A 25,286-nucleotide genomic window follows, 5' to 3' on the forward strand; every position below is an offset into this window, starting at 1 on the left:
ATTTTAAACGAAAATGAGGTGTAATAATTCATTAATAACAATCGCTCAAAAGCTGACCGTTTTTCTTGTATTCAGAAAGGTTCTTGACATTTCTTTCGAGACACAATTGATCGAGAATTGCTTCGACATCTTGCTGCATGGCAAGTGAACCGCAAATCATAATAACACCGCCTTTTTGCAATAAGTTGATAAAGAAATCAGCATCACGTTTGATAAGATCCATCACATAAAAATGCTCGTTTTCGCGGGACAGAGCCAGATGAAAACTATGCAGTTTTTGTTTCTGAATCATTTCGGTAGTAAACTTTTTATAACCCGAAACCGTTTCCGTTTCCATACGGAATCCTGAATATAAATGTGTTTCTGTCTTGGCTTTATTTTGCTCAATCATTCCAAGAAAAGGAGCAATACCCGTTCCGTTTGAAATAAAGGCAGCCTGAGGTATTTTTTTAGGAAAATGGAACGCTTTATTGTTGATGATTCTGGCTTTTATCACATTTCCGGGTGCCAGAGCGTTCAGAAAACCTGAGCCTAATCCGTGTGGATGTAGTTTTACGACTAATTGTATGTTTCCGGAATGACTTCCGATGGAGTAGAGACGTTCCCTGCTGTCGTTAGCCGGATAAATAGCCAATAAGTCACCAGAAGTGAATTTAGCCCTCATGTTAGCGCGCAAGGTGATCAGGAAAGTTTGCTCGGTTTCGGAAATAAGTGTTTTATCCAAAACCATTAATTTTTGCAATCCTTTCGGAACATGATTGTAAAGCGAAGGAGTTGTCGACAATGGAATTCCCATCTTAGCACTCCACAGTCTGATCCAGTTTACAAATTCAACTGCTGATTTATCATTTACCGTCTGAACTTCCAATAAACGTTCCGCCCAATTTTGATTTCCTAATTGTTTGTCAATTTCGAAAGCAAAACCGCAAAAATCAGGATAGGCATTTGAACCGAATCCTACTACAGAATAAGTAATTTTTTGCTGTTGGGGGTATTTCTTTAAAAGGGATATAAATTTATTTCCGTTCGAAGGCGCATCTCCTAATCCGTGTGTAGAGGAGAAGACAATCAGATGTTCTGCTTTTGGAAAAGTAGTGTAGCTGTTCAATTCGGTAATGAATGCTTTTTTGCCCTGATCGATCAATTGTTTGAGAATGGCATTGGCAAATCGTAAAGAGCTTCCATTTTCAGATCCTACCAGTAGTATAAATTCACTTTCACCGGATTTGAATTTATTTTTGATTCGGCTAGATTTTCTTTTTAAAGTAATTGCAAAACCCGAATAGATAAAAAAGAGGATATTAATGCTGGCAATGGCAAGTATAAAAGCCCAAATTCCGTTGGCTCTTCCGGTATGAAGATCAAGGCTTAAGTCTGAAAACTGGGCTGTCATTGGAGAAAGTTTTTTTTCAACAATAGCTCCGGTTACCTGATTGACTTCAATTTCACGGTCTTTTAATTCGATGATGTAATATTCTTCCGGATCATCTGTAAAAGGAAATTCAATTTGTTTGACGTCCGCCAAAAGAGTATGTTTGAAAACAGAAGTTTCTTTTTCTTCTTTGGAAACAGCAGCTTTGACCATTTTGACTTTTTCCTGATCTTTTTTATCCATGAAGAAATTGAATTTTTCCAGAGATAAATACGTTCCTGTAAGTGCAATAATTAAAATCGGAATTAGTGCCAGTCTTCCCAGAACTACATGGTAGTATTGTGCGAAATATTCTTTAACTACTTTAGAGAAAAAATTACGAATGCCTCTTTGTCGGTTTAAAACCAATGCAAAACCCGATATTGCAATTAAAACGAGTAAAAAGGAAATAACACCAACAAAAAATCGTCCCGTTTCATGAAGAAACAAAGAACGATGGAATCCGGTAACCCATTGAATAAATTCACTTTTTTTCAGGGGTGTTCCTAATTTTTTACCGGTTTTAGGATCTATATAAACGTTAACGTCATTACCCTCTTCATCAATAGCCTGCAGGGTTACAAATTGATTGTGATCGACATTTATGGTAGTGATTTCAGAATAATTCTTTTTGAGTACGGTAAGGGCTTCTTCCAATGTGATCTTATCAAAATTCTCAGCGCGATACGGAAGTGTTTTTTCCTGCATCGCGTCAACAGCCAGTATAATACCTGTTGCCGAAGCGAGGATTAAAAATAGAGAAGAGAATAAAGCAAGAGCCAGGTGCGCGTAACGCCAAAAAGAAAGAGTCATTGAATGTAATCTATAATGTAACCAAATGTAAGCGTTTTTTTTTGCCACAGATTAAAAGGATCTGATTTTGTTGAATCCTGTAGAATCTGTGGCTATTCTTTTTTAAAGAAATTAATTGATAGTAAACCGTGTGATTACTACAATTAAATTTTGTTTAATCTCACATATCTGATATAACCTTTTCCTTCTGTCTTGTCTGCCAATCCTTGAGTCGTAAGTGGAATTTCTAGATCACTTACATAATATTTCTGATCTTCTACAGCCGATTCAAATCTTAGTTTATATCCTTTGTTTATTTTAGAATCTTCAATTTCAATGGTGGTAATGCTACGGTCTCCACCTGTAACAGAAGCTCCTGTTTTTGCACTGATGTCAGCAGGTTTTGAAGTTTGGAATTTATTCCATTCTTTCAATGATTTGTACCATTTTTTGTCGTCACCCATTACATAAAGTGTTTTCTCGTATTCTCCTTTTGGATTGATAAGTGAAACAACGATGTAAGCGCCTTCTCCCATATAATTAGCCATTTGAAGCATACATTTGTATTTGCTTTGTGCTGCAGACTGAAAAGAAATTAAGCAGATTAATGCTGCTGTGAGGGCTATTTTAAATATTGATTTCATTTTTTTAGATTGTTAGATCTTTAGATTTTTAGATTGTTGGATTGTCAGGTTTTTGAAACTTGAAACTTAAAACATGCAGGTTTTAGCTATTACTTTAAAAAGTCAATAGAAACATTATTTTTGGTTAACGATTCGTTTTCTTTTGCTAAAGCATAAGCACTTTCGTCAAATTCGGTGTTAATGTCTTTTTTAGCACCAATTGAAAGAAGGTATTTTAAGATAGAATCGTCTTTGGCAACCATAGCCGCTTTGTGTAAAGCTGTCAAACCATCCTTGTTTTTAGCATTAACGTCAATGTTTAAAGGCGCTAATTTTTTTACCAGATTCAGGTCATTTTTAGCGATGGCAGAATGGTACAGTGAACTTCCGTCTTTTTGTACAGCTGCTAAGTTTAGTCCTTTTTCCTGAAGTAATTTTATTTTTGCTTCGAATGGATCCTGAGCAGCATTGGCCTCACGGCCCATCGGACGGTAAGATTGTACCAAATATACTCCCAGATTGTTTCCGTCTTTGTCTTTTACATTTACATCAGCACCTTTGCTCAATAAAGTAGCAACTGCTTCCGGTGCTCCTGATCTTACGGCGAAAGTCAATGCCGATTCACCTTTGGCGTTTTGCAGATTGATGTTTTTGGTAACCGGTAATAATTTATCTAATGCAGCAGTTTCTCTTGCTCCTGCAGCAATCATTAATGGTGTATTTCCGTCTTTGTCGATTTTGTTAGCATCAACACCTTTAGCTAAAAAGTAAGCAATGATCTCTCCCTGGTTGGGTTTATTTGCCAATAAGTGAAGTACATTTTCTCCTGACTTACTGGTCGCAGTAGCTTTTAATTTTACTTCTTCCACTAAATATTTATAAGTTTCAAGAGTATTGGTTTCTCTACGTGAACCTTGTGCTGCGATTAGAAGAGCATTGTCAGTTGGTTTTACTTTTCGGTCTAAAAGTTTTTTTAGAAGAGCAATATTTCCTGTTCTTGCTGCATAATCGAAAGCAGTACTTCCGTTAGCATCAACATCTTTTAAAGACAATCCTTTTGATACTAAATAATCGGTTAAAACAAGATCTTTATCTGAGGCTACAGCGATTAGTAACAAATTTGCACCATCGGCATATTTTTTCTTTGGATCAATTCCGGCTTTGAAAAAAGCATCGTACAAAGCGGTATTGGTTTGACCGTTTGAAGCAGCAAAAGCAATTGGTGTAGTACCGTGGCTGTCTTCCAGATTAATGTCAGAACCTTTTGTAATGAGGTAATTTACCAGTTCAAGGTTTCCTCTGTAAGCAGCCCAATGCAAATAAATACGATTGTCGTGAGTTAATTTAGCGATGGTATTACCGGGCTGATCCAATAAGAATTTTATAGAAGCGATAGGAGCGTCATTATTAATCGCAACAACAGTCGCATCAAAAGCGTTAGCATTAGGTACTGTTGGACTGTTTCCTTTTGCAATTTCAGCTTTAACCGCATTTACATCCGGTGCTGTTTTCCAAAAAGACTGTTCTAATAATATGTTTTTTTGCTGAGCACTAACAAAAAAAGAAGCGGCTAATGCAAAAGAGAGAAAGAAATTCTTTTTCATATTGTAAGATTTACTATTTTTTTAAAATGAGTTAGTTTTGGTACACTACTGAAATAGCTTGAGAAGTTCAATCTATTTAGAATAGTTAAAAATAACGCAAATGTAAAAATTAATATTAGTAAATCAATGTATTTGCTGAAGAAACTCCAATTTTAATCTTTTTTTAAGGATTAAAGATTGAAATATTCAGAAAAGTAAAAGCCACAGCTTAAAAAAAATTAAGGATTGCTAAAAATCCATTGAATCATTCTAATCTGTGGCTGAAAAGTTTAACCGCAAGATTTGCAGTTTTTTATTGATTTAGTTTGTTGAAGTACAAATTATTGTTTATTTCTTTTTCCTTCGATGTTTGGCAAGAAACTGGTCAGAACACCAATTAAAGGTAAGAAAGCGCAAATTTTAAAGACATATTCGATGCTGGTAGTGTCGGCTAGTTTTCCTAGTACGGCAGACCCTAATCCTCCCATACCAAAAGCCAAACCAAAGAAAAGACCGGCAATTAGGCCTACTTTTCCGGGAACCAGTTCTGTGGCGTAAACCAAAATAGCGGAGAAGGCAGAGGATATGATCAATCCAATAATTACCGATAAAATTCCGGTCCAGAAAAGCGAAACGTAAGGCAATAATAATGTAAACGGAGCAACGCCTAAAATAGAAATCCAAATGATATACTTTCGTCCAAAACGATCGCCTAATGCACCACCAAATAATGTTCCGGCAGCTACCGCACCCAGAAAAGCGAAAAGATAAATCTGTGATTCCTGAACTGATAAATGAAACTTATCGATCAGGTAAAAAGTATAATAACTGGTCATACTGGCCATGTAGAAGTATTTTGAAAAGATTAGAACCAGTAAAATTCCCAAAGAAATGATTACTTTTTGCTTCGAAAGGGAGTGGTGCTTTTCTTCAGAAATAGCCGATTTGTTTTTTGCCTTCAGATTCAAATGTTCCTGATACCATTTGGCAATACCTGAAAGTATCACAATGCCAACAATAGCAGCTAAGCAGAACCATATAATGTTAAACTGTCCGTAAGGAACAACAATTATCGCTGCTAATAATGGTCCGATAGCGCTTCCGGCATTTCCTCCCAGTTGAAAAATAGATTGGGCCAGACCTCTTTTTCCTCCTGAAGCCAGATGGGCAACCCTTGACGATTCGGGATGAAATATAGACGAACCAATACCAATTAAACTTACCGCAAGTAAAATATTGATAAAGCTGGAAGCTACCGCAACCGCCGCAAGACCTACGAGGGTGAAACCCATACCTATTGCCAGCGAATACGGACGCGGCTTTTTATCAGTATAAAAACCAATGAAAGGTTGCAGGATTGAGGCTGTTAGCTGATAGGTCAGGGTAATAAGCCCGACTTCAGTAAAGCTCAAACTGAATTTGGTTTTTAAAATGGGGTAAACGGCAGGAATTACGGCTTGTAACATATCATTAATGAAATGCGTAAAACTGATCGTGAACAAAATGGAGAAAACGGTTTGCTGAGCTAATTGCTTAGACTCTGTTAGGGTATTGGTAAAAGTAGTTTCTGTTTTCATAAGTAATAATAGATCAGATCATCTGATGAATATGGGTAAAAAATTAGTAATTGATATGTCCTATAATTTTTGCAACAGTATTCCAGGCTTTTTTAGGATCCTGTGCAATAATATTTTCTAAAAGTTGCTGGTGTACGGCTGATGTTTCCTGGAATATTTTGGTATCACCATAAAGATGCAGGAATCCTTTTTTAAGATGTACGGAAGCAGATTTGTAAAGATCAGCCAGAATTTCATTTTTTGAAGCTTTTGCAATCGCAATATGAAATTGTATATCTGCTTCTACACATTCTTCGAGATTTCCTTCTTTGGCAGCGATCATTCTGTTGAGTAAATGCTCTTTCATGGCAGCGATATCGTCATCAGTTCTGTTGATTGCAGCTTTTTCGGCAATTTTCATTTCGAGTATTTGTCGCACTTCGTCCAGATCCTGAACATTGGCGCGCATGATACGCTGATCCATTGGTTCGCGTGTACTGGTTAATCGCTCTACAAAAGTACCTACACCTTGCTGAATACGTAAAAAACCGGAATTAGCAAGCAACTTCATCGCCTCACGTATAGAGGAACGACCCACACCAAAACTTTTCATCAATTCAGCTTCTATGGGTAGTTTTTCATTAATTTTATAATGACCCAAAGTGATTTGCTCCTGTATTTTGGAAGCAACTTCTTCTGCAAGTGATTTTTTTTGGATTAGTGTTTTCATGCGTAGTATCACATCGTCTGATGATAGCAAATGTAAAAGAATAATTGTAGTATCGACCATTATTAGGATATTTTTATGATTTTATTGATAAGGAAATTAGGAGGCAAATTGTTAATTTAAATTGTTAGGTTTTGTTTTATAGTAAGTTATGTTTGAATGTTCTTGCTGTTAATTGTTCATGGTATGATGTGAAATTGTATAACTTTTCGGGTGAATTATATAAAATTTTTCAATTTAAAATTTAGAAGTTTGATGTTGATACCCAAATATCATTTTTTAACTAAATCTACTGTATATGAAAAATCTAAAACACATTGTGCTTCTTTCGGGCGTATTCTTTACTTTTTTGAGCTGTTCAAATGACAAAGAAACGCCGTCTAATCCCGGTACGATTACAAACCCTGTAGAAGGGAATCCTGCAAATACGACTTATAAACCTGCTTTTACAGGACAAACTCGTAGTAATGGTGTGCAGACCAATACGGCATTTGAGACTAAGATTATTACGAGTGCGCTTACAAGCCCTTGGGGAGTTAAAAGTCTTCCGGATGGTCGTTTGTTAGTCACACAAAAAGCAGGTACTATGCGTATTGTTACAACTGCGGGAGTGGTAAGTGCTCCTATTACCGGTATTCCTGCTGTAAATGCAGGAGGGCAGGGTGGTTTGTTGGGCTTATGTCTGGATCCTGAGTTTGCATCCAACAGAATGATTTATTGGGTATTTTCAGAAGCTACTGGCGGAGGAAATAACACGGCAGTGGCAAAGGGGAAATTATCGGCTGATGAGAAAACAATAGAAGGAGCGACGATTATTTACAGAGCAAAGCCTGCCAATGCGAGCACACTTCATTACGGAGGACGTATTTTGTTTGATAAGACTGGTAATTTGGTGGTTAGCACCGGAGAACGTTCGGTTTTAGAAACAAGGCCTTTGTCACAATCACTTACATCAGGTCTTGGTAAGGTGGTAAGAATTACAAAAGAAGGACAGCCGGCATCAGGAAATCCAACTTTTAGTCAGGCAGGAGCATTGCCTGAATTGTATAGCTATGGACACAGAAATCCTCAAGGATTAGCGCTTCATCCCGTTAGTGGTGAAATCTGGCTTTCGGAACATGGCCCACGAGGAGGTGATGAAATCAATCGTTTAAAGGCTGGTGCAAATTACGGATGGCCTACCATTACTTACGGAATTGAATACAGCGGAGAAAAAATAGGCGCAGGAATTCAGCAGCAGGACGGTATGGAGCAACCGGTTTATTACTGGGATCCCGTAGTTTCGCCAAGTGGTATGACGTTTTACAGCGGTAATCGCGTTCCGGAATGGCAGAACAATCTTTTTATTGGGGCTTTAAGCGGAATGCATATCGTGCGTCTTGCTATAGATAATAATAAAGTTGTGGGTGAAGAGAGGCTTTTGGTATCAGAGAATCAACGGTTCAGAGATATTACTCAGGGAAATGACGGGGCTTTGTATGCGGTTACGGATGCTGGCAGGTTGTATAAGATTGATAAAAAGTAACGTTAGAGTTTTGAATATTGAAATAAAAAATGGTGCTGAAAAGCGCCATTTTTTGTTGGCATAAAAGTGTTTTTTAGATTTTTAGATTTTTAGAATGTTGGATTTTAGATTAGCGATTGCAGATTTTTAATTTTTGACTTTTAATTTTTAATTTAAGATTGTTGATGACATTGTCCGTTTGATAGTAATGGTTTTAACACGCACAACATGCTTTTAGTCTATTATTTTGATAGGTTAATAAAAGTTTTATTCGTTTTTGTATTGAAATTAAAAATAACTCATTAAATTTGCCGCATCAATGAGAAAAAAGAACCAGAATAGAAGCTATTTTAACAGCAACATGATGATGTGCTGCGGCCCTGTTATGAGGTTAATTGATCTGGCTTACCTATAAAATAATAGTATTTATTTAAGAAGCCTTTCATGATTTTTTGAGAGGCTTTTTTGTTTTTAAACTTGAATTACGGAATGATTGAATTAAAAAATGTCACTAAGAATTTCCATCAGAAGGACCGAATAGTTTCCGCCTTATCGGATGTTTCGCTTACGGTTCCGCCCGGGAAAATTTTTGGTGTAATTGGAACGTCGGGAGCGGGAAAAAGTACCTTAATTCGATGTGTGAATTTGTTGGAAAGACCCACTTCGGGAGAAATTATTGTAGACGGAAAAGCATTAATGCAATTGTCTAATGCCCAACTGGCGGTAGAGAGAAGACAGATTGGAATGATTTTTCAGCACTTTAATTTGCTTTCGTCACGCACGGTTTTTGAAAATGTGGCTTTTCCGCTGGAACTTGTTGGAGCTTCTAAAGCCGAAATCAAAAATCGTGTTTTAGAATTATTGGAATTGGTAGGTTTGAAAGAAAAGGCCAGTGATTATCCGGCAAGTCTTTCGGGTGGTCAAAAGCAAAGGGTTGCCATTGCACGTACGCTGGCTAATAATCCGAAAATACTTTTATGTGATGAGGCGACAAGTGCACTGGATCCTGCAACAACCAGATCGATTTTGAACTTACTGAAAGATATTAACCGTCGCTTGAACATTACCGTTCTTCTAATTACGCACCAAATGGAAGTTGTGAAATCGATCTGTGATGAAGTAGCAGTAATCAGTCACGGAAAATTAATAGAGCAGGGAAGTGTTGGAGAAATTTTTGCTGATCCGAAACATGAACTGACCAAAGAGTTTATCGCTTCATCCTTGCATCTTGATGTTCCCCAAGTGTATCAGGAAAGGCTGCAAAAAGAAGATCGTGAGGGATTGAATCCGCTCTTGCGACTTGAGATGACGGGTAAATCGGTTAACGAGCCTGTTATTTCGGAGGTTTCGCGTTTGTTTGATACTAACTTTAAAATTGTCAGCGCACAAATGGATCAGGCAGGAGAAGTTAATTTTGGTGTGATGCTGATCGAATTGTCAGGTAAACGTGAAAATTATGATGCTGCAATCGAGTATTTTATTTCAAAACATATTAAAACAGAAATCATAGGTTATGTCTGAATCCATTATTGAATTATTATTAAAAGGCACCTGGGAAACTATAGTAATGACTTTTGTCTCCGGTTTTTTTGGTTTTCTGCTTGGACTACCAACGGGTGTTTTACTTTTTCTGACCCGAAAAAATCAAATTTTAGAACAGCCGGTTTTGAATCGCTTTTTATCGGTTTTGGTGAACGTTTTTCGTTCGATTCCGTTTATCATCTTAATTGTATGGATGATTCCGTTTACACGATCGCTGGTAGGAACTTCCATTGGTGTAAGTGCAGCATTGGTTCCGTTAAGTATTGGAGCAGCTCCTTTTATTGCCAGATTGGTTGAGAATAGTCTTTTGGGACTTCCGTCAGGTTTAATCGAAGCAGCACGTGCATTGGGAGCAACTCCTTTGCAAATCGTATTTAAGGTCTTGCTTCCGGAAGCTTTGCCTTCTTTAATTAATGCGGCATCGATTACGTTAATCACACTTGTAGGATATTCTGCAATGGGTGGAGCAGTTGGAGCAGGTGGTTTAGGACAGGTGGGGTACCAGTACGGTTATATTGGTTATGATGCTGTAACGATGAACTCGGTTTTGGCTTTACTGGTTGTTCTGGTATTCCTGATTCAGTTCGCAGGTGATGCATTGTCTAAACGATTTGACCATAGATAACGTTTAATTGAGAGCGAAGAAGAAAGAGTAAAGAAGAAAGAGTAAAGAAGAAAGAAGATAGAAAAAAGAGTTAAAATTATAAATAGTAGAAGGATGAATAATAAACTAAATTTTTTAAAAATAGCAGGAATTGTGGTACTGTCAATTGTGGTGTCCAATTGCGGAAAAAGTAAAAGTAACGACCCACATCATATTAAAGTTGGAGTAGCGGCCGGTCCGGAATATGTGGTGGCTCAGGCGGCTCAAAAAGTAGCCAAAGACAAATATGGTCTTGAGGTAGAATTGGTTTCTTTTAATGATTATGTGATTCCAAACGAAGCGTTGAGTCAGGGTGATATTGATGTGAATGCTTTTCAGCACAAACCTTATTTAGACGAGCAATCAAAACAGCGCGGATACAAACTGGCGATTATTGCCAAGACCTTTATTTATCCAATTGCTGCTTATTCTAAAAAGATCAAAAACCTTTCAGAACTGAAAAAAGAAAGCACAATCATTATTCCAAATGATCCTACAAATGGAGGGCGTTCTTTATTACTTTTAGAGAAAAACGGTTTGTTAAAACTTCGCCCAAATGTTGGTTTATTGCCTAAAGTAACAGACATCACGGAAAATCCTAAGAATCTTAAAATATTAGAATTAGAAGCGCCGCAATTGCCACGTGCTTTAGACGATCAGAATGTTGCAATTGCAATTATCAATAATACTTTTGCTTCGCAGGCAGGATTGGTACCGGCTCGTGATGCTCTGTTTGTAGAGGACAAAGATTCGCCTTACGTCAACTTAATTGTAAGTCGTGCTGACAACAAAAAAGAAGAAAAAATAAAACAGTTTGTAGCAGCTTTTCAATCTGCTGAAGTAGAACAGGCTGCGGTTCGCGAGTTTAAAGGCGGAGCGGTAAAGGGCTGGTAGTTACTTTCTTTAAACCCGTTATTGGGTAAGAATTTTATAATGCGCAATGATCAAGGATCGTTGCGCATTTTTTTTGAAGATAGCCTGGTGAAATTTGTTTTTCTTTGGCTTTAAAATTTTGAATATTTTAAAGATTTTTTTGTAGTCCTTCTGAATGCTGTGTGTTTGTTTTTTTACTCTATGGGGAGTGTTTTAGTTTTTTGGTTTTTAATAAGTTGAGTGTTTTTTTTAGGTTTTTTTTTAGCTAATGTTTAACAAAATATGTAAAAACGTAAGAATAATACAAAATAGAGTATTAAATTTGGCTTCAAAATTTAACAGCAGAAAGATTAAACCGAATTATTTTATGGGAAAACGTTACTTGTTACTTTATAAGCATCTTATGCTTCTTTGTTTATTTCCGAGAGATATTTTTAAAAAGATACATGGAAAACATCTTCTATATCAAGCCTTTGTTCTAAAGGATTTATGTTGTTAAAAACACGAAAATTTTAAATAAACAGACTGGAATAATTAACATGAATAAACTAAGTATGGATGTCAGAATTTAGTCTGTAAGAGTTATTAAATTAATAAAATATAAAATGTATAATTTAAAAATAAAAACTAATCTTTTTCTTCTTTTTCTTCTTTTTCTTCTTTTTTTTTCATTTGAAATATATGGACAAGATGAAAATTCGTCTGCTCCTAAAATTATACCTCCATCACCTACTGCTTATGAATTGGGGAGGTACGGACAAACAGATGTTGGTACGTTTACTGGGACGCCTAATATTAGTGTACCACTGTATACTTACAAAACACGAAATTTATCAATTCCGATAACGCTGGGGTATAATTCCAATGGAATTCAGGTGGACCAAATGGAAACCAACATTGGACTTGGTTGGAATTTGAATGTTGGAGGGGTAATAAACAGAATTGTAAGAGGAAAACCTGATGAAGAGAGATATTATCCAATTAATGAAGATGATTGTCTTTCCAATAGTTTTATTTCATATATGGAAGCCAATAAGTTTAATGATACAGAGCCGGATTTGTACTCTTACAGTTTCAATGGCCATTCGGGACAATTTGTCTTTGATAAAAATAATAAAGCTGTATTAGTACCGCATAATAATTTAAAGATTGAACGGTTGAAAATTGATCTTAAAGATTATTTTAAAGTCACTACTGATGATGGAGTTGAATATTATTTTTCAGACAATGAATACAGCAGTTGGCAAAATACTGAAGCAGCTACCAGTGTCTTAACGGGATGGTATCTGAGCAAGATAATTCATCCTGCAGGTGATACAATCAATTTTACATATAGAGATTCAAATTATAGTTTTACTTCAAGTATTAGTTTCTCATTTCCGGTAAAAACATTTGAAGAGGTGTGTTCTGATAGGGGCGTGAATCCAGGAGAAGAAAAAAATGTAAATATCTTACATGTACTTGGCAAAACAATTGAAAGTATAAGCAGTAATGAGGCTATATTTGGTAAAGTAGTTTTTCAGCACATTTATAATCCGAACTTATTAGGTACTTATTTAATAAAAGGATATCAAGTGGACAGCAGCAAAGAAAGTAATCTTGACAGCGTGGTGTTTGATTACCTGTTTACCCCAAATAAAAGGATTTTTTTAAAGGAGTGTACCTTTAAAGATGTCTCTAAAAAGTATAGTTTTGAGTATAATGACCCTAATGGATTGAACAGTCGTTTATCTGGTGGTAAAGATTTATGGGGTTTTTACAACGGAAAGTCTGGTGTTTATCCTGATCCGGTTATTCACGAAGATTTGTATTCATCGAATCAAAAAGCAATGGATGCAATTAAAAGAAGTTCAAGGGGAGGAGACAGAAGAGCTGATCCTACTCTTGCCAGCAAGGGAATTTTAAAAAAAATAATATATCCTACAAAAGGGTACAATGAATTTGTATATGAGGGTAATTCTGTTATGGGTACCGTCGTAAGTCCTATCGAATTGGAAACTATAAATCGTAGGCTTTCAAACCCCTCAACTAATTCGAATCTGGAAACAGAAATATATGAATTTAAGAATGTAATTAAATATAAAACAGATATTGAAGCATTGGTTAGTTATGTTGGAATGGCCGGTGATATGCCTGTTGGAGAATTATTTTTAAAAATTACGATTGAGAATTTACAAAATGCGCTGCTTAATGACGAAGTTGTCGCTTTCAGACATAATTTTACAGAAAAAGATACTTATACTTTTCTGGAAAATACAGATTATAGAGTAACGGTGACTTTTTCATCTGAGCCGAAAACATCTGCAAATTTTAATTTCTCGTATGCTACTGGAGGAAACGTTTCGTCAATAGCCCCTATAAATGTTGGTGGTTTAAGAATCCAACAAATCACTTCGTTTGATAACGAGCAGAATAAAGCTGATATAAAACATTATTATTATGGCCCCAGAAAAAATCGTGATATAACTTCCGGTGTTGAAGGGGTTGAAATGAATTTTATAAGTAATTCGATAATTAATAGGGTTTGTTGGGTTAACTCAGGACCTTCTCCAATTACTTCTATAGCCAGAACTTATCTTTCAACAGTACACCCAAATAGTTTGTACCAATTGTACAGATCAAATGGTAATAATTCGACGACTTATCGCAATGTAACAGTAAGTTATGGGGGCGCTGATTATGAAAATGGGGGAGAAGAGCTGTTTTATTATGCATCATCTGATGCCAGACCAACTTCTTGCGTCAATAATCATCTTAATTCTGCACCCTGGACAAACACTAGTTGGGATAACGGTCTATTAGAGAAGAAAATTATTTTTGATAAGAATTTAACTGATTTAAATATTACAGATTACAAATATAAATTGGAAGATCAATTTACACAAAGTGTCACAGGGATTGCATATGACACTAAATTTAACCAAATTTTTTCCTTTCCTTCACCTGATCGTAAAAATCTTGAGCATATGAACATTAATAGATATTCGACTAATTCCTATTGGTTTTACTTAGAATCTGAAATAAACATACAAAATGATTCTGGAGGTAAAAATCCTGTAACCACCTTTACGAAGTATAAATACAATAATCCGTCTCATTTAAAATTGAGTTCACAAACGGTTACAAATTCGTTGAACGAAGAACTGGAAACCAGATATTTTTATCCACAAGACCCGGAAATGGCCAATGAACCTTTTAGAAATGAGTTAATCGCCAGAAACATGTTTGGAAAAGTTCTCGATACGCAAACAATAAAAAAAGGTGTAAAGCTATCAGAACAGAAAACTGTCTACGAGAGAAGTGCCGCAACCGCTAATTTAGTACTGCCAAAATTTATCTATGCTAATAAAGGACTAGACAATATTGATTTGAACTCCGATAAAAAAATAGTTTATGATAAATACGATGAAAAAGGCAATATTTTGCAATACACTATAGAGAGTGGTACTCCGGTAGCTATTATCTGGGGGTATAATAAAAGCCAACCGATTGCTAAAATAGAGAATGTCACTTATGCAGAATTGGAGGCTCTGCCGGGCTTTGGTGCAGGTTTTACTATTTTAGAAAATTTATCAAGTGATCAGGAAAGTTTTTTACGAAATAATCTGTCGGAAGCAATGGTGACAACTTATACCTATAATCCGCTTGTGGGAATAACTAGTGTAACCGATCCTAAAGGAATACCTACCTATTATGGATATGATTCTTTTGGGAGATTGCAATATGTGAAAGATCAGAATTTATACGTACTTCAAAGATACTGTTACAATTATAAGGGGCAGCAGGTTGATTGCGGTACTCTCGATAATACAGTTCCTGTTACCTATAAGAGTAAGGCTTTAAGCAAACTATTCACTCGTAACAATTGTGCTTCAGGGGGTATCCCTGAAAGCGTGTGGTTTACGATTCAGGAAGGGGCTTATAGTTCAAATATTTCCCAGGCTGCCGCTGATCAACAGGCTTTGGATCAGTTTGATGTCAAAGGACGGGAATTTGCTAATAATGATGAGAATGCAAAATGTATTTTTAAAAGTGCTGCTATAGCGTCTCAGAATTTCCAAAAAACAAACTGTACGATTGGAGGAACAGGTTCTTATGTTGCATACAGCTTAGACTATGAGGCAGTGAAATCGAAAATATCGCAGGCCGATGCCGATAATTTGGCTTGGAAAAAATTTCAATCCGAAGGTTCTGCTAATGCCAATGCTAATGGTGAGTGTATTTTTAGAAGTGCTGCAATAAGTGGTTCCTTCCAAAAAAGCGGCTGCACCGGAGGTGCAATTGGTTCTTATGAAAACTATTCTTTGGCAGAAGGAGCAGTAACTTTGAATACTTCTCAGGCAGATGTAGACGCTAAAGCCATAAACAGATTGAATACCGAAGGGCCGGCTAATGCCAATGCTAAAGGACAGTGTGTATTTTATAGTGTTTATGCTGAGAGAGTTATAAGGAGGTTGTATTGTCCTAAGGGGCAAAACGGAACAACGGTACTCTATACTGTTCCTTCCGGAAAGTATAATTCAATAATCTCTCAGGCTGATGCAGACCGACAAGCCGAAGATGAAATTAAAAATGAGGGACAAAATTACGCTGATAGAAAGGGAGAATGCAGCAAAGGAGATATACCAATAGATTAACCCCAATACATTAATGATTAGTATAGCTGTCGGGAGGTAGCATAAAAACACTACAAATTTTTAGTCTCTATTTGTATGACTATTTAGCTTTTAATAAAAACTTATAAAGAATTATGAATTCTCAAAACATAACTTGTATTTTTATAAAAAAATGTATTCCTATAGTTATTCTCTTGTTAGTGACAAGTTCGGGTCTTAGGGCCCAAACTTTCAGTCCTGACAACTTTGTCTCAACTGCAGCGCCTAAAAAAGCAGTTACTGAGGCCAATTATGGTACTCTCACCAAAGAGGAGATCAATCAAACTGTTACTTATTTTGACGGATTAGGCCGTCCGATACAAACCATTGCTATTAGTCAGGGAGCAAGTGGACAGAATATTGTAACTCCAATGAAGTATGATGGCTTTGGCAGACAAAACAAAGAGTACCTGCCTTATCCTATTGCTAATACCACCAATAACCATCCAAAGATTGATCCCGCTACGGCCATAAGTGATGCAGCATTCTTTTACAATAAAAAAGAGTATCAGTACACGGCTAATCCTTTTTCTGAGAAAGAGTTTGAATTATCGCCTTTAAACCGTGTCCAAAAACAAGCCGCTCCGGGAACCTCCTGGAAAATGGGCAGTGGTAATGAAATCAAAATCGTTTCTACGGCCAGTACTGTTGCTGATGCTGTTAAGGTTTACAGAGCCAATACAAGCTGGCAAGTGGGTCTAGGGCTATACGATATCAGTATTTCGGAAGCAGGTATTTATGTCCCGGGAGCTTTGTATAAAACCATAACCTACGACGAAAACTCGGGTGCAAACCCAAGCGAAAATGCCGGTTCTACCGTAGAATTTAAAAACAAAGAAGGACAAATCATTCTTAAAAGAACCTACGACTCCGGAAATCCACACGATACTTATTACGTTTATGATGATTATGGCAATCTGACTTATGTCATTCCGCCAAAAGCGGCAGATCTTATTGGTACTACGACCAATACAACTGCGAATTTATCCTCCACAGCAGTATTGCTACCTGGAAATACTCTGAATTTAACTGCTTCAAATTCGATTACCTTGCTTCCCGGATTTCATGCGCAAGCAGGAAGTACTTTTAGCGCAGTTATCAGTGACGGAACTTCGGGTATCTTGGATCAATTGTGCTACCAATACAAATACAATAACCGTAATAGACTGGTGGAGAAAAAACTACCGGGCAAACAATGGGAATTCATCGTATACGACAAACTCGACAGACCTGTCGCTACAGGACCAGCTCATTCTCCTTTTTCAGATATCAATTCTGAAGGCTGGATCATTACCAAATACGATGCTTTTAGCCGACCAGTATACACAGGTTGGAACAACCAAGCTTCCACTTCGGCAACCCGAAAATCATTACAAGACGCTCAGAATGCTGCCAGTGTTTTGTATGAAAAGAAGCAAAATTCGGGAACGATCGATGGCATAGCGGTGAATTATACCAATCGGGTTGAGCCTCTAGTTTTTAAGCTTTTAACGGTTAATTACTACGATACCTATGCCTATCCAAATGCTCCAAGTACTCCTTCTAGTATTGAAGACCAGCCGGTCTTGATTAATGCTAAAGGATTGGCTACCGGAAACTGGACAAGAGCACTTAGTAGCAGTAGTAGTACAGCAGGTGAAACTGGTACGACATTTTATGATCCAAAGGCAAGACAGATTCGTACCTATATCCAAAACCATTTAGGAGGTTATACTTATAGCGACAGTAAAATTGATTTCGCTGGAAAGGCATTGTCTACTACAACCAGACATAAACGTACTTCAGGTAGTACTGAGCTTGTTACAAGAGAAGAATTTACCTATTCTGCTCAGGATCGTTTGTTGATTCATACACATCAAATAAACAATGGTCCTGTGGAGACTATCGCCAGTAATACCTATGATGATTTAGGCCAATTGAGCTCGAAAGAAGTAGGGAATAGTGCACAGAATATCAACTATAGTTACAATGTCAGAGGTTGGCTTACCGGTATTAACGACGTTACTTCCTTGGTAAAACTAGATACTCCAAAAGATCTATTTGCATTTAGAATCAATTATGATAATTTAAATTACGGAATGACAGGAGTAAAAGCTCTGTACAATGGTAATATTTCTGAAACCTCTTGGGCTACTAATTCTGATAATGGAATTGTACGTTCATATGGCTACAAATACGATAACCTGAACAGACTCAAAGAAGGAATTTTCCAAAAAGCAGCGGTAACCACGAATGCCTATAATGAAACTTTGTCGTACGATAAAAATGGAAACATTATGGGGCTTAGCCGTAACGGAAGCAATGATAATGCCACAGCTATTGACGCTTTGGTGTATACGTATGCCAATAACAACACTGCCAATCAACTGATGAAGGTTACAGACTCCAGTCTTAAAAATCTAGGTTTTACAGACGGGAATAACACAGGTGATGATTATGCGTATGATCTTAATGGGAATATGATCTCTGATGCCAATAAAAATATCACAGCGATTACCTACAACCATTTGAATTTACCTACAAAAATTACCTTTACCACCACCGGAAATATTGTGTACATTTACAATGCTACTGGACAAAAATTACAGAAAATTGTAAATCGTAGCGGTTCGGCAACTGTTGTGACAGATTATATGGGAGGGTATCAGTATGAAAAAATAGGAGAGCAACCCACAACATTAAAGTTTTTTCCAACCGCTGAGGGTTATGTAGAACCTTTGGGAAGTTCTTATAAATATATTTATCAGTACAAAGATCATTTGGGTAATATTCGTTTGAGTTATGATAAAAGTTTGACTATTCAGGAGGAAAATAACTATTATCCTTTTGGATTAAAACAAGAAGGATACAATACAGCCAAAAACTCAACTAATGATGCCTTAAGATATAAGTACAATGGGAAGGAACTTCAAGATGAGCTGGGGCTTAACTTTTACAATTATGGAGCTCGTAATTATGATCCAGCAATTGGTAGATGGATGAACATTGACCCGTTAGCAGAAAACTCTCGTAGATGGACACCATATAATTATGCTTATGATAATCCTGTATGCTTTGTAGACCCAGATGGAAGACAAGCTGTGTACAATTGGACAGGAAAGAATAAAGGGCAATATACCGATAACGGAAAAGTAGTTGATTTTAATAAAGCATTGGCAAGTTATGGAATAAATTCGGAAAGTAAAAGTCCAAAAGATATAGTAGTAACAGCTGACGATGGCACTACACTTTTTACTTTGAATGATGGTAAAAAAGAAATAACGAAAATGACAGCAAAAGAACTTTATAAACAAGGAACCCAGTGGTTTGAGCCTTTAGCGGATAATTATATGCCATTGAAAAGTATTTCGAAAGGAGCATCTTCTAATAGATTAAGGCATTTTACAAAAGGACAGATAGAAAGTTTCTCAAATACCGATAGATGGATGTCATCATACAGAAGTGGAGGAAGCGGGGACTGGAAAGCCAGTAAGGCAGGAGCAAATGGCTTTCTGCTTGTTACAATTGAAGGGATGCCTTATTGGGCAGACGCGGTAGGACAAATACCATTTGCGACAAACAAATCAAAAGATGAAAAGGCAGACGGTAATAATAATTACAATTCTACAGTTAGTACAATAAAAGCAGGTCAAGAATATGGAGATGGAAGTATTTTTGGTGGAGTTTCAGATTTTACTAATTCATACGACAACTATATGATTTTAAGAGGAGCTCTTTATGGAACCGAAAACAGGGACATTACTAAATCAATAACAAAAGATGAAGCTGCAAAATATGGATTTTAACATTTCAAAATTGAGAATAATATTCCAACCGGTCTTACAAATTTTAATGTATACTGTAATGTATTCAATAATCTGGAGCTTTCTCTATAATTTTAATATCGTAAAGAAACATGAACTTTGGGACTTAACTACTATTTATTTATTCGGTTGTTTTGCAATAGTAAGTTTAATTTCGGGAATTTTTCTTTTATTTTTAAAAAAGATTAATTACACAATCTTTATCTTTTTGTTACTTCTTTTTTGTATTTTAACAATTAATGATTTTAGGAGTTCGCCTAAAGTTATTTCATTAGCTTGGATTGAAGCAGGAATAAGTATTTTAGTGTGTAATCTGTTTTTTGCTAATTTGAGTAAAAATCGTAATAAGAAATAATTTAAAATTTTCGAATAGCGTTTCACGGTTAGTAATATGTGGTTTAGGTTTTTTAACGTATTGAAAATAAATATGATCAAAAAAACAAAAAAGATGAGTAGTAATGTTCATCTTTTTTGTTTTAATACTGCCAGCTCTCCGAAGCGTTCCATATGAAAAACTGTGCAAATGTCTCAGTTGGAGATAAGATTGATTTTTCAGTATATTATTTATGAGTTGTTTTAGCTGAAAATGGTTTTGGCCACATTTGGAGTTTTGAGTCGATGAGTAAGGACAGAGGTCCAATCTCCGCTCCCAAAGAGTTCTATTGAAAAGCTGCGCAAATGTCTCTGACTTTGCGCTTTTTTTGTTTTTAGAAATTGTAGGCGTCTTGAAAGTTCCTGACTTTCTTAATTATACTTCTTGAGGTAAATAGTTATTAGACTTGTTTCAAAATTGTTTTAAAGTCGGAGACTTTGAGATGTCGACGTATTTTAAATATATTTGTTTGTAATAGCGCAAAGTCAAAGACATTTGCGTAGTGTGAGCAGAATTTTTGCATAATTGAGAACACTTAGCAGAGCAGGGGGGAAGTAATGGGATTTAAATATGAGAAACTTAATTTTTAGATTTTTTTTAATAATTGTTACGATAATTATACTTTTTGAAGTAAAGGAATTTGCTTATTTTGACTTTGTAATTGCTTTTTTATTGTTGATTGGTTTAGTTTTTAATTATAAGACAACCGACAACATGTATGATATAATTTCAAATTATTTTTTTTGGATAATAATGTTTTCGCTTATAACCATTTTTAAAAATATAAACTTTGCTTCTCTGCTAGATTCATTTCAAGTACTTTTAGTTCTTAAAGCATCTATTTTAGCATGTAATTATCTTAAATATAAAAAGGTAGCAGTTCCAAGCTCGTACTTAAGTAAAATTTGGATTTTTATGTTTTGTTTGTATCAAGCTGAAATTATATTAAATAGCACTCATGGATTAAAAAATTTATGCTTTTTTCTTGGTATAATTTCAGCAATCGAAACTTTTCTAATTATTCTTAGAAACAAAGATTGGAAATTTAATGTTGTAAGTTTTTGGTAGAGCCTTTAAGAGTGAAAAACTAAATTCTTAGCCGACGAAAGCATCAGCTTTATCAGAAGAATTAAATAAAAAAAAGCCATTTCATAATGGAGTAGCTTTTGCCCGCTCCATTAAGAGTTCCTGATAAAAAACTGCGTATTCTATGATAAAAACAAATAAAATCTTTAAGTTATATAAAGTGCAATGATTAAAAATCATTGCACTTTTTTTGTATTTTAGCTCCGTTTAAAAAATAAAGACTGACATCAGTTGCTAAAAATCATCCCTGTTAAGAGGTATTGATCACATTTTATGAGGGGTATAAACAAGTTAGCGACAATTTTATCAAACTGACTACAAATAAAAAAATTGACCAAAATATTTGACCAAAAAAATGAACTGCCTAAACTGTAACACCGAAGTAAATTCTAATTTTTGTCCCGACTGTGGACAGCCAAAAGTACTCAAAAGGATTAACGGACATTATATAGTTCACGAAATTGAACACGTTTTGCATTTTGAACGTGGAATATTTTATACGATTAAAGAACTTATAACAAGCCCGGGACAAAATATCAGAAATTATCTTACTGAAAACAGAAGCCGACTCGTTAAACCTATCATTTTTATTATTGTTAGTTCTTTAATTTATTCCATAAGCAATCATTTTTTTCATTTTCAGGACGGTTATATTAATTACCTTGACAGTCAAAAAACGTCAACAAGTACTATCTCAAAATGGGTTCAGATGAATTTAGGTTATTCCAATATAATGATGGGGATATTTATTGCATTGTGGACAAAACTATTTTTCAGAAAACGAGATTATAACATATTTGAAATATTAATTCTTCTCTGTTTCGTAATGGGAATTGGGATGTTAATTTATGCCATTTTTGGAGTTGTTTACGGTCTGACACATTTAAATATAATGCAATTTGCCGGAATTGCGGCATTTTTGTATGCAACTTGGGCTATTGGACAGTTTTATGACAGAGGAAAAGCATCTTCTTATGTTAAAGCCTTTTTGGCCTACATTTTTGGGATGATGACATTTTCATTAGCCATTTTGCTTGTTGGAACATTAATTGACTTAGTAATAAAACATTAAAATTCCATGTTGCCTTTGGCTTTCAATGGTAGGTTATTAATCCATAATTGGTGATGATAGTTATAGACTTTCTGTTTTTAACTATTGAATTGTTATTCAAGCAAACAAATTTCAAAAGTGGTTTTGCCATTTTCATTTCTATGGGTGATATAGCCGCCATGTGCCTCAATGATATTTTTGGAGAGTGTTAAACCAATGCCGGCACCTTCTGTTCGGGTGGTGAAAAAAGGGAGAAATACTTTGTGTTCGATTTCTTTTTCGATTCCGTTTCCGGTGTCCGTGATTTTAAGGAAAGCCCTATTTTCTTTAAACTCTGCCGACACCGTTACTGTTTTTTCCGTGGCATCTTTTAAAGCATAAATACAATTGGTCAACAGATTGATAAAAACCTGTTCTATTTGCTGAGAATCGATATTAATCCAGTGCTTGGAAGTAATAGTGTTGACAACTTCAATGCCTTTTTCCCTGAACAGGGGAGCCATAATCTGAAGACAATTGTGCATCAGTAGCTGTAAGTCAGCTTTCTCTTTTTTTGGTGTGGGTAACATGGCTAGTTTTCGATAACCTTCGACAAATTTTTGCAGGTGATCGCTCCGTCTGAGCATGGTTTCAACGCTATTTTTGACATCTTCCAAATCTTCAGCCGACATAGTGTCCTGTTCTACCAAATCCTGTAGGTTCTGGCAAATAGAACGAATAGGAGTTATAGAATTTAAGAGTTCATGCGAAATCACTTTCATTAAATTCACCCAGGCATCTTTTTCTTTTTTTTCGACAACATTCTGAATAGAATCCAGTAAAACGATAAAATAACCTTTTCCAAAGATCTCTGTTCTAGAAGCTTGCAATACAAAGGTTTGCATGTTTTGTTCTTTTACCCGAATCTCTAAAGAGGTTTTGACTTCCTGAAAATCGTCGGCTTCGATAACTTCACATAACGATGGCAATTGGTCTTTAAGATATTTCCATTTGGAGACCTTTGGAACATTAAAATGAGAAGAAAAATGATCGTTCATTAGGAAAATGTTCCATTCCGTTTCTTCTTTTTGCAGAATGATGATCCCGGATTCTATAGTGTTTAAAATCGAACGATAGACAATGTCCTTGGAGATCTGCTCGTTTTGTTTGCTTTTCAGAGTATCGTACAGGAGAAATAATTCGTTGTAATTTTTATTGTATTGATGTTGTGAAAAATCGGAACTAAAATCATTTTGTAAGATCGAAGAGATGGTTTTGTTGTAAATCAAAACAAAATTCCGAGTATAAAAGTACATTTCGCGAACAAGCAGGAATACAACAAAAAGACTAAAGATTCCAGTAAAGAAAAGGTCTGTTTTAAAAAAATAAAAAGAGATTTCGATCATCAATACAATTAAAATCAATCGTAAAAACAGCAGTTTATAGGTTTGGAAGGTCTGAAACATATTAATTGATATTGATGTTGTATTTTTCTAAACGACGGTATAAAGAGCCCCTGGACAAACCTAGTTCTTCTGCCGTTTTACTGATATTATTGTTGTTTTTCAGCAAGGCTTTCTCAACTGCTGCCTTCTCTACAGAAGAAAGCTGAATGTCGTCCGGGTTCTCTTCGTAGGGAGTTATGGTCTCTAAATCTAAATCTGAAGTGGTGATTTTATTGTGTTCGCACAGAATAACAGCACGTTCAATTTTATTTTCCATTTCTCTGATGTTGCCATTCCAGGCATGTTTTTCAATTTGTTCCAGTACTTTTTTGTCAAATTGAATTGTATTTCGGTCGTATTTTGCAATCATTTTGTCGAGAAGGTATTCTGCCAGCGGAATTTTATCTCCGTGACGCTCCCGTAATGGAGGTAGAACGATTTCCATGGTATTGATACGATAATAAAGGTCTTCTCTAAAGTTTTTATCGGTAACTTCTTGTTTAAGATTTAGGTTGGTTGCTGTAATGATGCGGACATTTAGTGGTCTTGGCTTTGTTTCACCCAGTCTGGTTACTGTTTTGGTTTGAATAACCTGCAGCAATTTCGATTGTAAATGTAAAGGCACATTTCCAATTTCGTCCAAAAATATAGTTCCGTTTTGAGCCATTTCAAAACGTCCGGGTGTATCCGTTTTAGCATCTGTAAAAGCACCTTTGGCATAACCAAACAGTTCGCTTTCAAAAATATTAGCGTTTAAGGCTCCCAGGTCAACCGCTACAAAAGGATTGTTTTTTCTTTCAGACTGGCTAAAAATGTGGTGTGCCAAAACAAATTTACCGGTTCCGTTTTCACCTAAAATAAGCACGTTGGCATCCGTTTTGGCTACTTTGTCAGCCAGAGAATAGGATTTTTTAATGATTTCGGAAGTACCTATAAAAAAGTCATTTTCAATTTCGGCATTCCTCGTTTTCTTTTGTTCTTTTCGGGATTTGTCGACAGCCTGTTTGACAGATTCCAGCAGTTTTTTATTTTCCCAGGGTTTTAAGATATAATCAAAAGCACCTGATTTTAAGCCTTCAACAGCGGTTTCGACTTTGCCAAAAGCGGTCATTAAAATCACAACCGTTTTAGGAGATAGTGTTTTTATTTCTTTCAATAAATACAAACCTTCTCTTCCGTCTTCAAAACCTATCCTGTAATTCATGTCGAGCAAAACAACATCAATGCGTTTTTGCGACAATAATTCGACAATATTTTTTGGATTATTGAGGGTATAAATGTCTTCAAAATACTTTTTCAGGAACACTTTCGACGCAAAAAGGATGTCTTCCTGATCGTCTATGATTAATATTGCAGCATTTGTCTTTTTCATTTTTGTTCAGTTTTGGACGAAAGCTGTCCATTATTGGACACTTTTAAATTCTTTTAGATACTAAAAAATTTAAAATAAGGTAGTTACGAATTTTAAATTTTTGGCACGAAAATCATATTACTATTAGCAAATCATCAAATAGGAGAATGATTATTGCCGGTAAATGTAACAAAAATAGATATTTATAGATTATGTTATCAATTATCTTAATTTAGGATCTGTTTTTTACTTCGGCAATAAAATTCTCAGAAAGAAAAACAAACATCAA

Annotated in this window: 15 protein-coding genes; 8 read left to right on the forward strand and 7 right to left on the reverse strand. The window is 35.7% G+C overall.

Translation table 11 applies throughout. The annotated features are described in order from the left end of the window. Window positions 1-31: 31 nt before the first annotated feature. From BHE19_RS18455 to BHE19_RS18475, 5 genes are all read right to left on the reverse strand, one after another. Window positions 32-2,224: a PepSY domain-containing protein gene (locus BHE19_RS18455; protein ID WP_070908307.1), complete on the reverse strand. Its 2,193-nt coding sequence runs from the start codon at window positions 2,222-2,224 to the stop codon at window positions 32-34. 143 nt (window positions 2,225-2,367) lie between these two features. After that, window positions 2,368-2,847, reverse strand: coding sequence for a DUF2271 domain-containing protein (locus BHE19_RS18460; protein ID WP_017495664.1), 480 nt, complete (start codon window positions 2,845-2,847; stop codon window positions 2,368-2,370). An 89-nt stretch (window positions 2,848-2,936) separates the two neighbouring features. After that, window positions 2,937-4,430 (reverse strand): ankyrin repeat domain-containing protein, encoded by a 1,494-nt coding sequence (locus BHE19_RS18465; RefSeq protein WP_070908308.1) that lies wholly within the window; start codon window positions 4,428-4,430, stop codon window positions 2,937-2,939. Window positions 4,431-4,750: 320 nt separating this feature from the next. Beyond that, on the reverse strand, window positions 4,751-5,986 hold the full coding sequence (locus tag BHE19_RS18470) for an MFS transporter (RefSeq protein ID WP_070908309.1): 1,236 nt from the start codon (window positions 5,984-5,986) through the stop codon (window positions 4,751-4,753). A 43-nt stretch (window positions 5,987-6,029) separates the two neighbouring features. Continuing rightward, a complete protein-coding gene (locus BHE19_RS18475; RefSeq protein ID WP_207544134.1) occupies window positions 6,030-6,755 on the reverse strand; it encodes a FadR/GntR family transcriptional regulator in 726 nt (241 codons plus the stop codon). Between the two features lie 235 nt (window positions 6,756-6,990). Here BHE19_RS18475 and BHE19_RS18480 point away from each other — a divergent pair, with 235 nt between their 5' ends. The 8 genes from BHE19_RS18480 (at window position 6,991) to BHE19_RS18520 (ending at window position 22,243) form a co-directional block, all read left to right on the forward strand. Continuing rightward, entirely contained in the window at window positions 6,991-8,217 is a 1,227-nt protein-coding gene (locus BHE19_RS18480; RefSeq protein ID WP_070908310.1) for a PQQ-dependent sugar dehydrogenase, read from the forward strand. A 468-nt stretch (window positions 8,218-8,685) separates the two neighbouring features. Continuing rightward, the gene (metN, locus tag BHE19_RS18485) at window positions 8,686-9,717 is read left to right on the forward strand and encodes a methionine ABC transporter ATP-binding protein MetN (protein WP_070908311.1); all 1,032 of its coding nucleotides are present in this window, start codon (window positions 8,686-8,688) and stop codon (window positions 9,715-9,717) included. Next, entirely contained in the window at window positions 9,710-10,363 is a 654-nt protein-coding gene (metI, locus tag BHE19_RS18490; RefSeq protein WP_017495670.1) for a methionine ABC transporter permease MetI, read from the forward strand. The genes metN and metI overlap by 8 nt, the downstream gene beginning before the upstream one ends. A gap of 93 nt (window positions 10,364-10,456) precedes the next feature. After that, the gene (gene metQ, locus BHE19_RS18495; protein WP_070908312.1) at window positions 10,457-11,275 is read left to right on the forward strand and encodes a methionine ABC transporter substrate-binding lipoprotein MetQ; all 819 of its coding nucleotides are present in this window, start codon (window positions 10,457-10,459) and stop codon (window positions 11,273-11,275) included. A gap of 584 nt (window positions 11,276-11,859) precedes the next feature. Continuing rightward, on the forward strand, window positions 11,860-15,891 hold the full coding sequence (locus tag BHE19_RS18500) for a DUF5977 domain-containing protein (RefSeq protein WP_070908313.1): 4,032 nt from the start codon (window positions 11,860-11,862) through the stop codon (window positions 15,889-15,891). Window positions 15,892-16,004: 113 nt separating this feature from the next. Continuing rightward, window positions 16,005-19,694: a DUF6443 domain-containing protein gene (locus BHE19_RS18505; protein WP_070908314.1), complete on the forward strand. Its 3,690-nt coding sequence runs from the start codon at window positions 16,005-16,007 to the stop codon at window positions 19,692-19,694. Between the two features lie 961 nt (window positions 19,695-20,655). Further along, window positions 20,656-21,153, forward strand: a complete 498-nt coding sequence (locus tag BHE19_RS18515; RefSeq protein ID WP_070908316.1) for a hypothetical protein — start codon at window positions 20,656-20,658, stop codon at window positions 21,151-21,153. A 373-nt stretch (window positions 21,154-21,526) separates the two neighbouring features. Beyond that, complete coding sequence (locus BHE19_RS18520) at window positions 21,527-22,243, forward strand: DUF3667 domain-containing protein (RefSeq protein ID WP_070908317.1); 717 nt, start codon at window positions 21,527-21,529, stop codon at window positions 22,241-22,243. A gap of 92 nt (window positions 22,244-22,335) precedes the next feature. Here the strand turns inward: BHE19_RS18520 and BHE19_RS18525 are convergent, their stop codons facing one another. Continuing rightward, window positions 22,336-23,667, reverse strand: coding sequence for a sensor histidine kinase (locus BHE19_RS18525; RefSeq protein ID WP_070908318.1), 1,332 nt, complete (start codon window positions 23,665-23,667; stop codon window positions 22,336-22,338). Window position 23,668: 1 nt separating this feature from the next. After that, window positions 23,669-25,018 (reverse strand): sigma-54-dependent transcriptional regulator, encoded by a 1,350-nt coding sequence (locus BHE19_RS18530; protein ID WP_070908319.1) that lies wholly within the window; start codon window positions 25,016-25,018, stop codon window positions 23,669-23,671. Window positions 25,019-25,286: the final 268 nt, after the last annotated feature.

This window comes from Flavobacterium tructae, from assembly GCF_001853485.1.
GTDB classification, from domain to species: Bacteria; Bacteroidota; Bacteroidia; order Flavobacteriales; family Flavobacteriaceae; genus Flavobacterium; species Flavobacterium tructae.

Bases quoted from the DNA above. Each gene is read 5' to 3' on its own strand.
- BHE19_RS18520 (WP_070908317.1), top strand. From the start codon at position 21,527: ATGAACTGCCTAAACTGTAACACCGAAGTAAATTCTAATTTTTGTCCC.
- BHE19_RS18475 (WP_207544134.1), bottom strand. From the start codon at position 6,755: ATGGTCGATACTACAATTATTCTTTTACATTTGCTATCATCAGACGAT.
- BHE19_RS18470 (WP_070908309.1), bottom strand. From the start codon at position 5,986: ATGAAAACAGAAACTACTTTTACCAATACCCTAACAGAGTCTAAGCAA.
- BHE19_RS18505 (WP_070908314.1), top strand. From the start codon at position 16,005: ATGAATTCTCAAAACATAACTTGTATTTTTATAAAAAAATGTATTCCT.
- BHE19_RS18515 (WP_070908316.1), top strand. From the start codon at position 20,656: ATGAGAAACTTAATTTTTAGATTTTTTTTAATAATTGTTACGATAATT.
- BHE19_RS18525 (WP_070908318.1), bottom strand. From the start codon at position 23,667: ATGTTTCAGACCTTCCAAACCTATAAACTGCTGTTTTTACGATTGATT.
- metI (WP_017495670.1), top strand. From the start codon at position 9,710: ATGTCTGAATCCATTATTGAATTATTATTAAAAGGCACCTGGGAAACT.
- BHE19_RS18500 (WP_070908313.1), top strand. From the start codon at position 11,860: ATGTATAATTTAAAAATAAAAACTAATCTTTTTCTTCTTTTTCTTCTT.
- BHE19_RS18455 (WP_070908307.1), bottom strand. From the start codon at position 2,224: ATGACTCTTTCTTTTTGGCGTTACGCGCACCTGGCTCTTGCTTTATTC.
- metQ (WP_070908312.1), top strand. From the start codon at position 10,457: ATGAATAATAAACTAAATTTTTTAAAAATAGCAGGAATTGTGGTACTG.
- metN (WP_070908311.1), top strand. From the start codon at position 8,686: ATGATTGAATTAAAAAATGTCACTAAGAATTTCCATCAGAAGGACCGA.
- BHE19_RS18460 (WP_017495664.1), bottom strand. From the start codon at position 2,847: ATGAAATCAATATTTAAAATAGCCCTCACAGCAGCATTAATCTGCTTA.
- BHE19_RS18530 (WP_070908319.1), bottom strand. From the start codon at position 25,018: ATGAAAAAGACAAATGCTGCAATATTAATCATAGACGATCAGGAAGAC.
- BHE19_RS18465 (WP_070908308.1), bottom strand. From the start codon at position 4,430: ATGAAAAAGAATTTCTTTCTCTCTTTTGCATTAGCCGCTTCTTTTTTT.
- BHE19_RS18480 (WP_070908310.1), top strand. From the start codon at position 6,991: ATGAAAAATCTAAAACACATTGTGCTTCTTTCGGGCGTATTCTTTACT.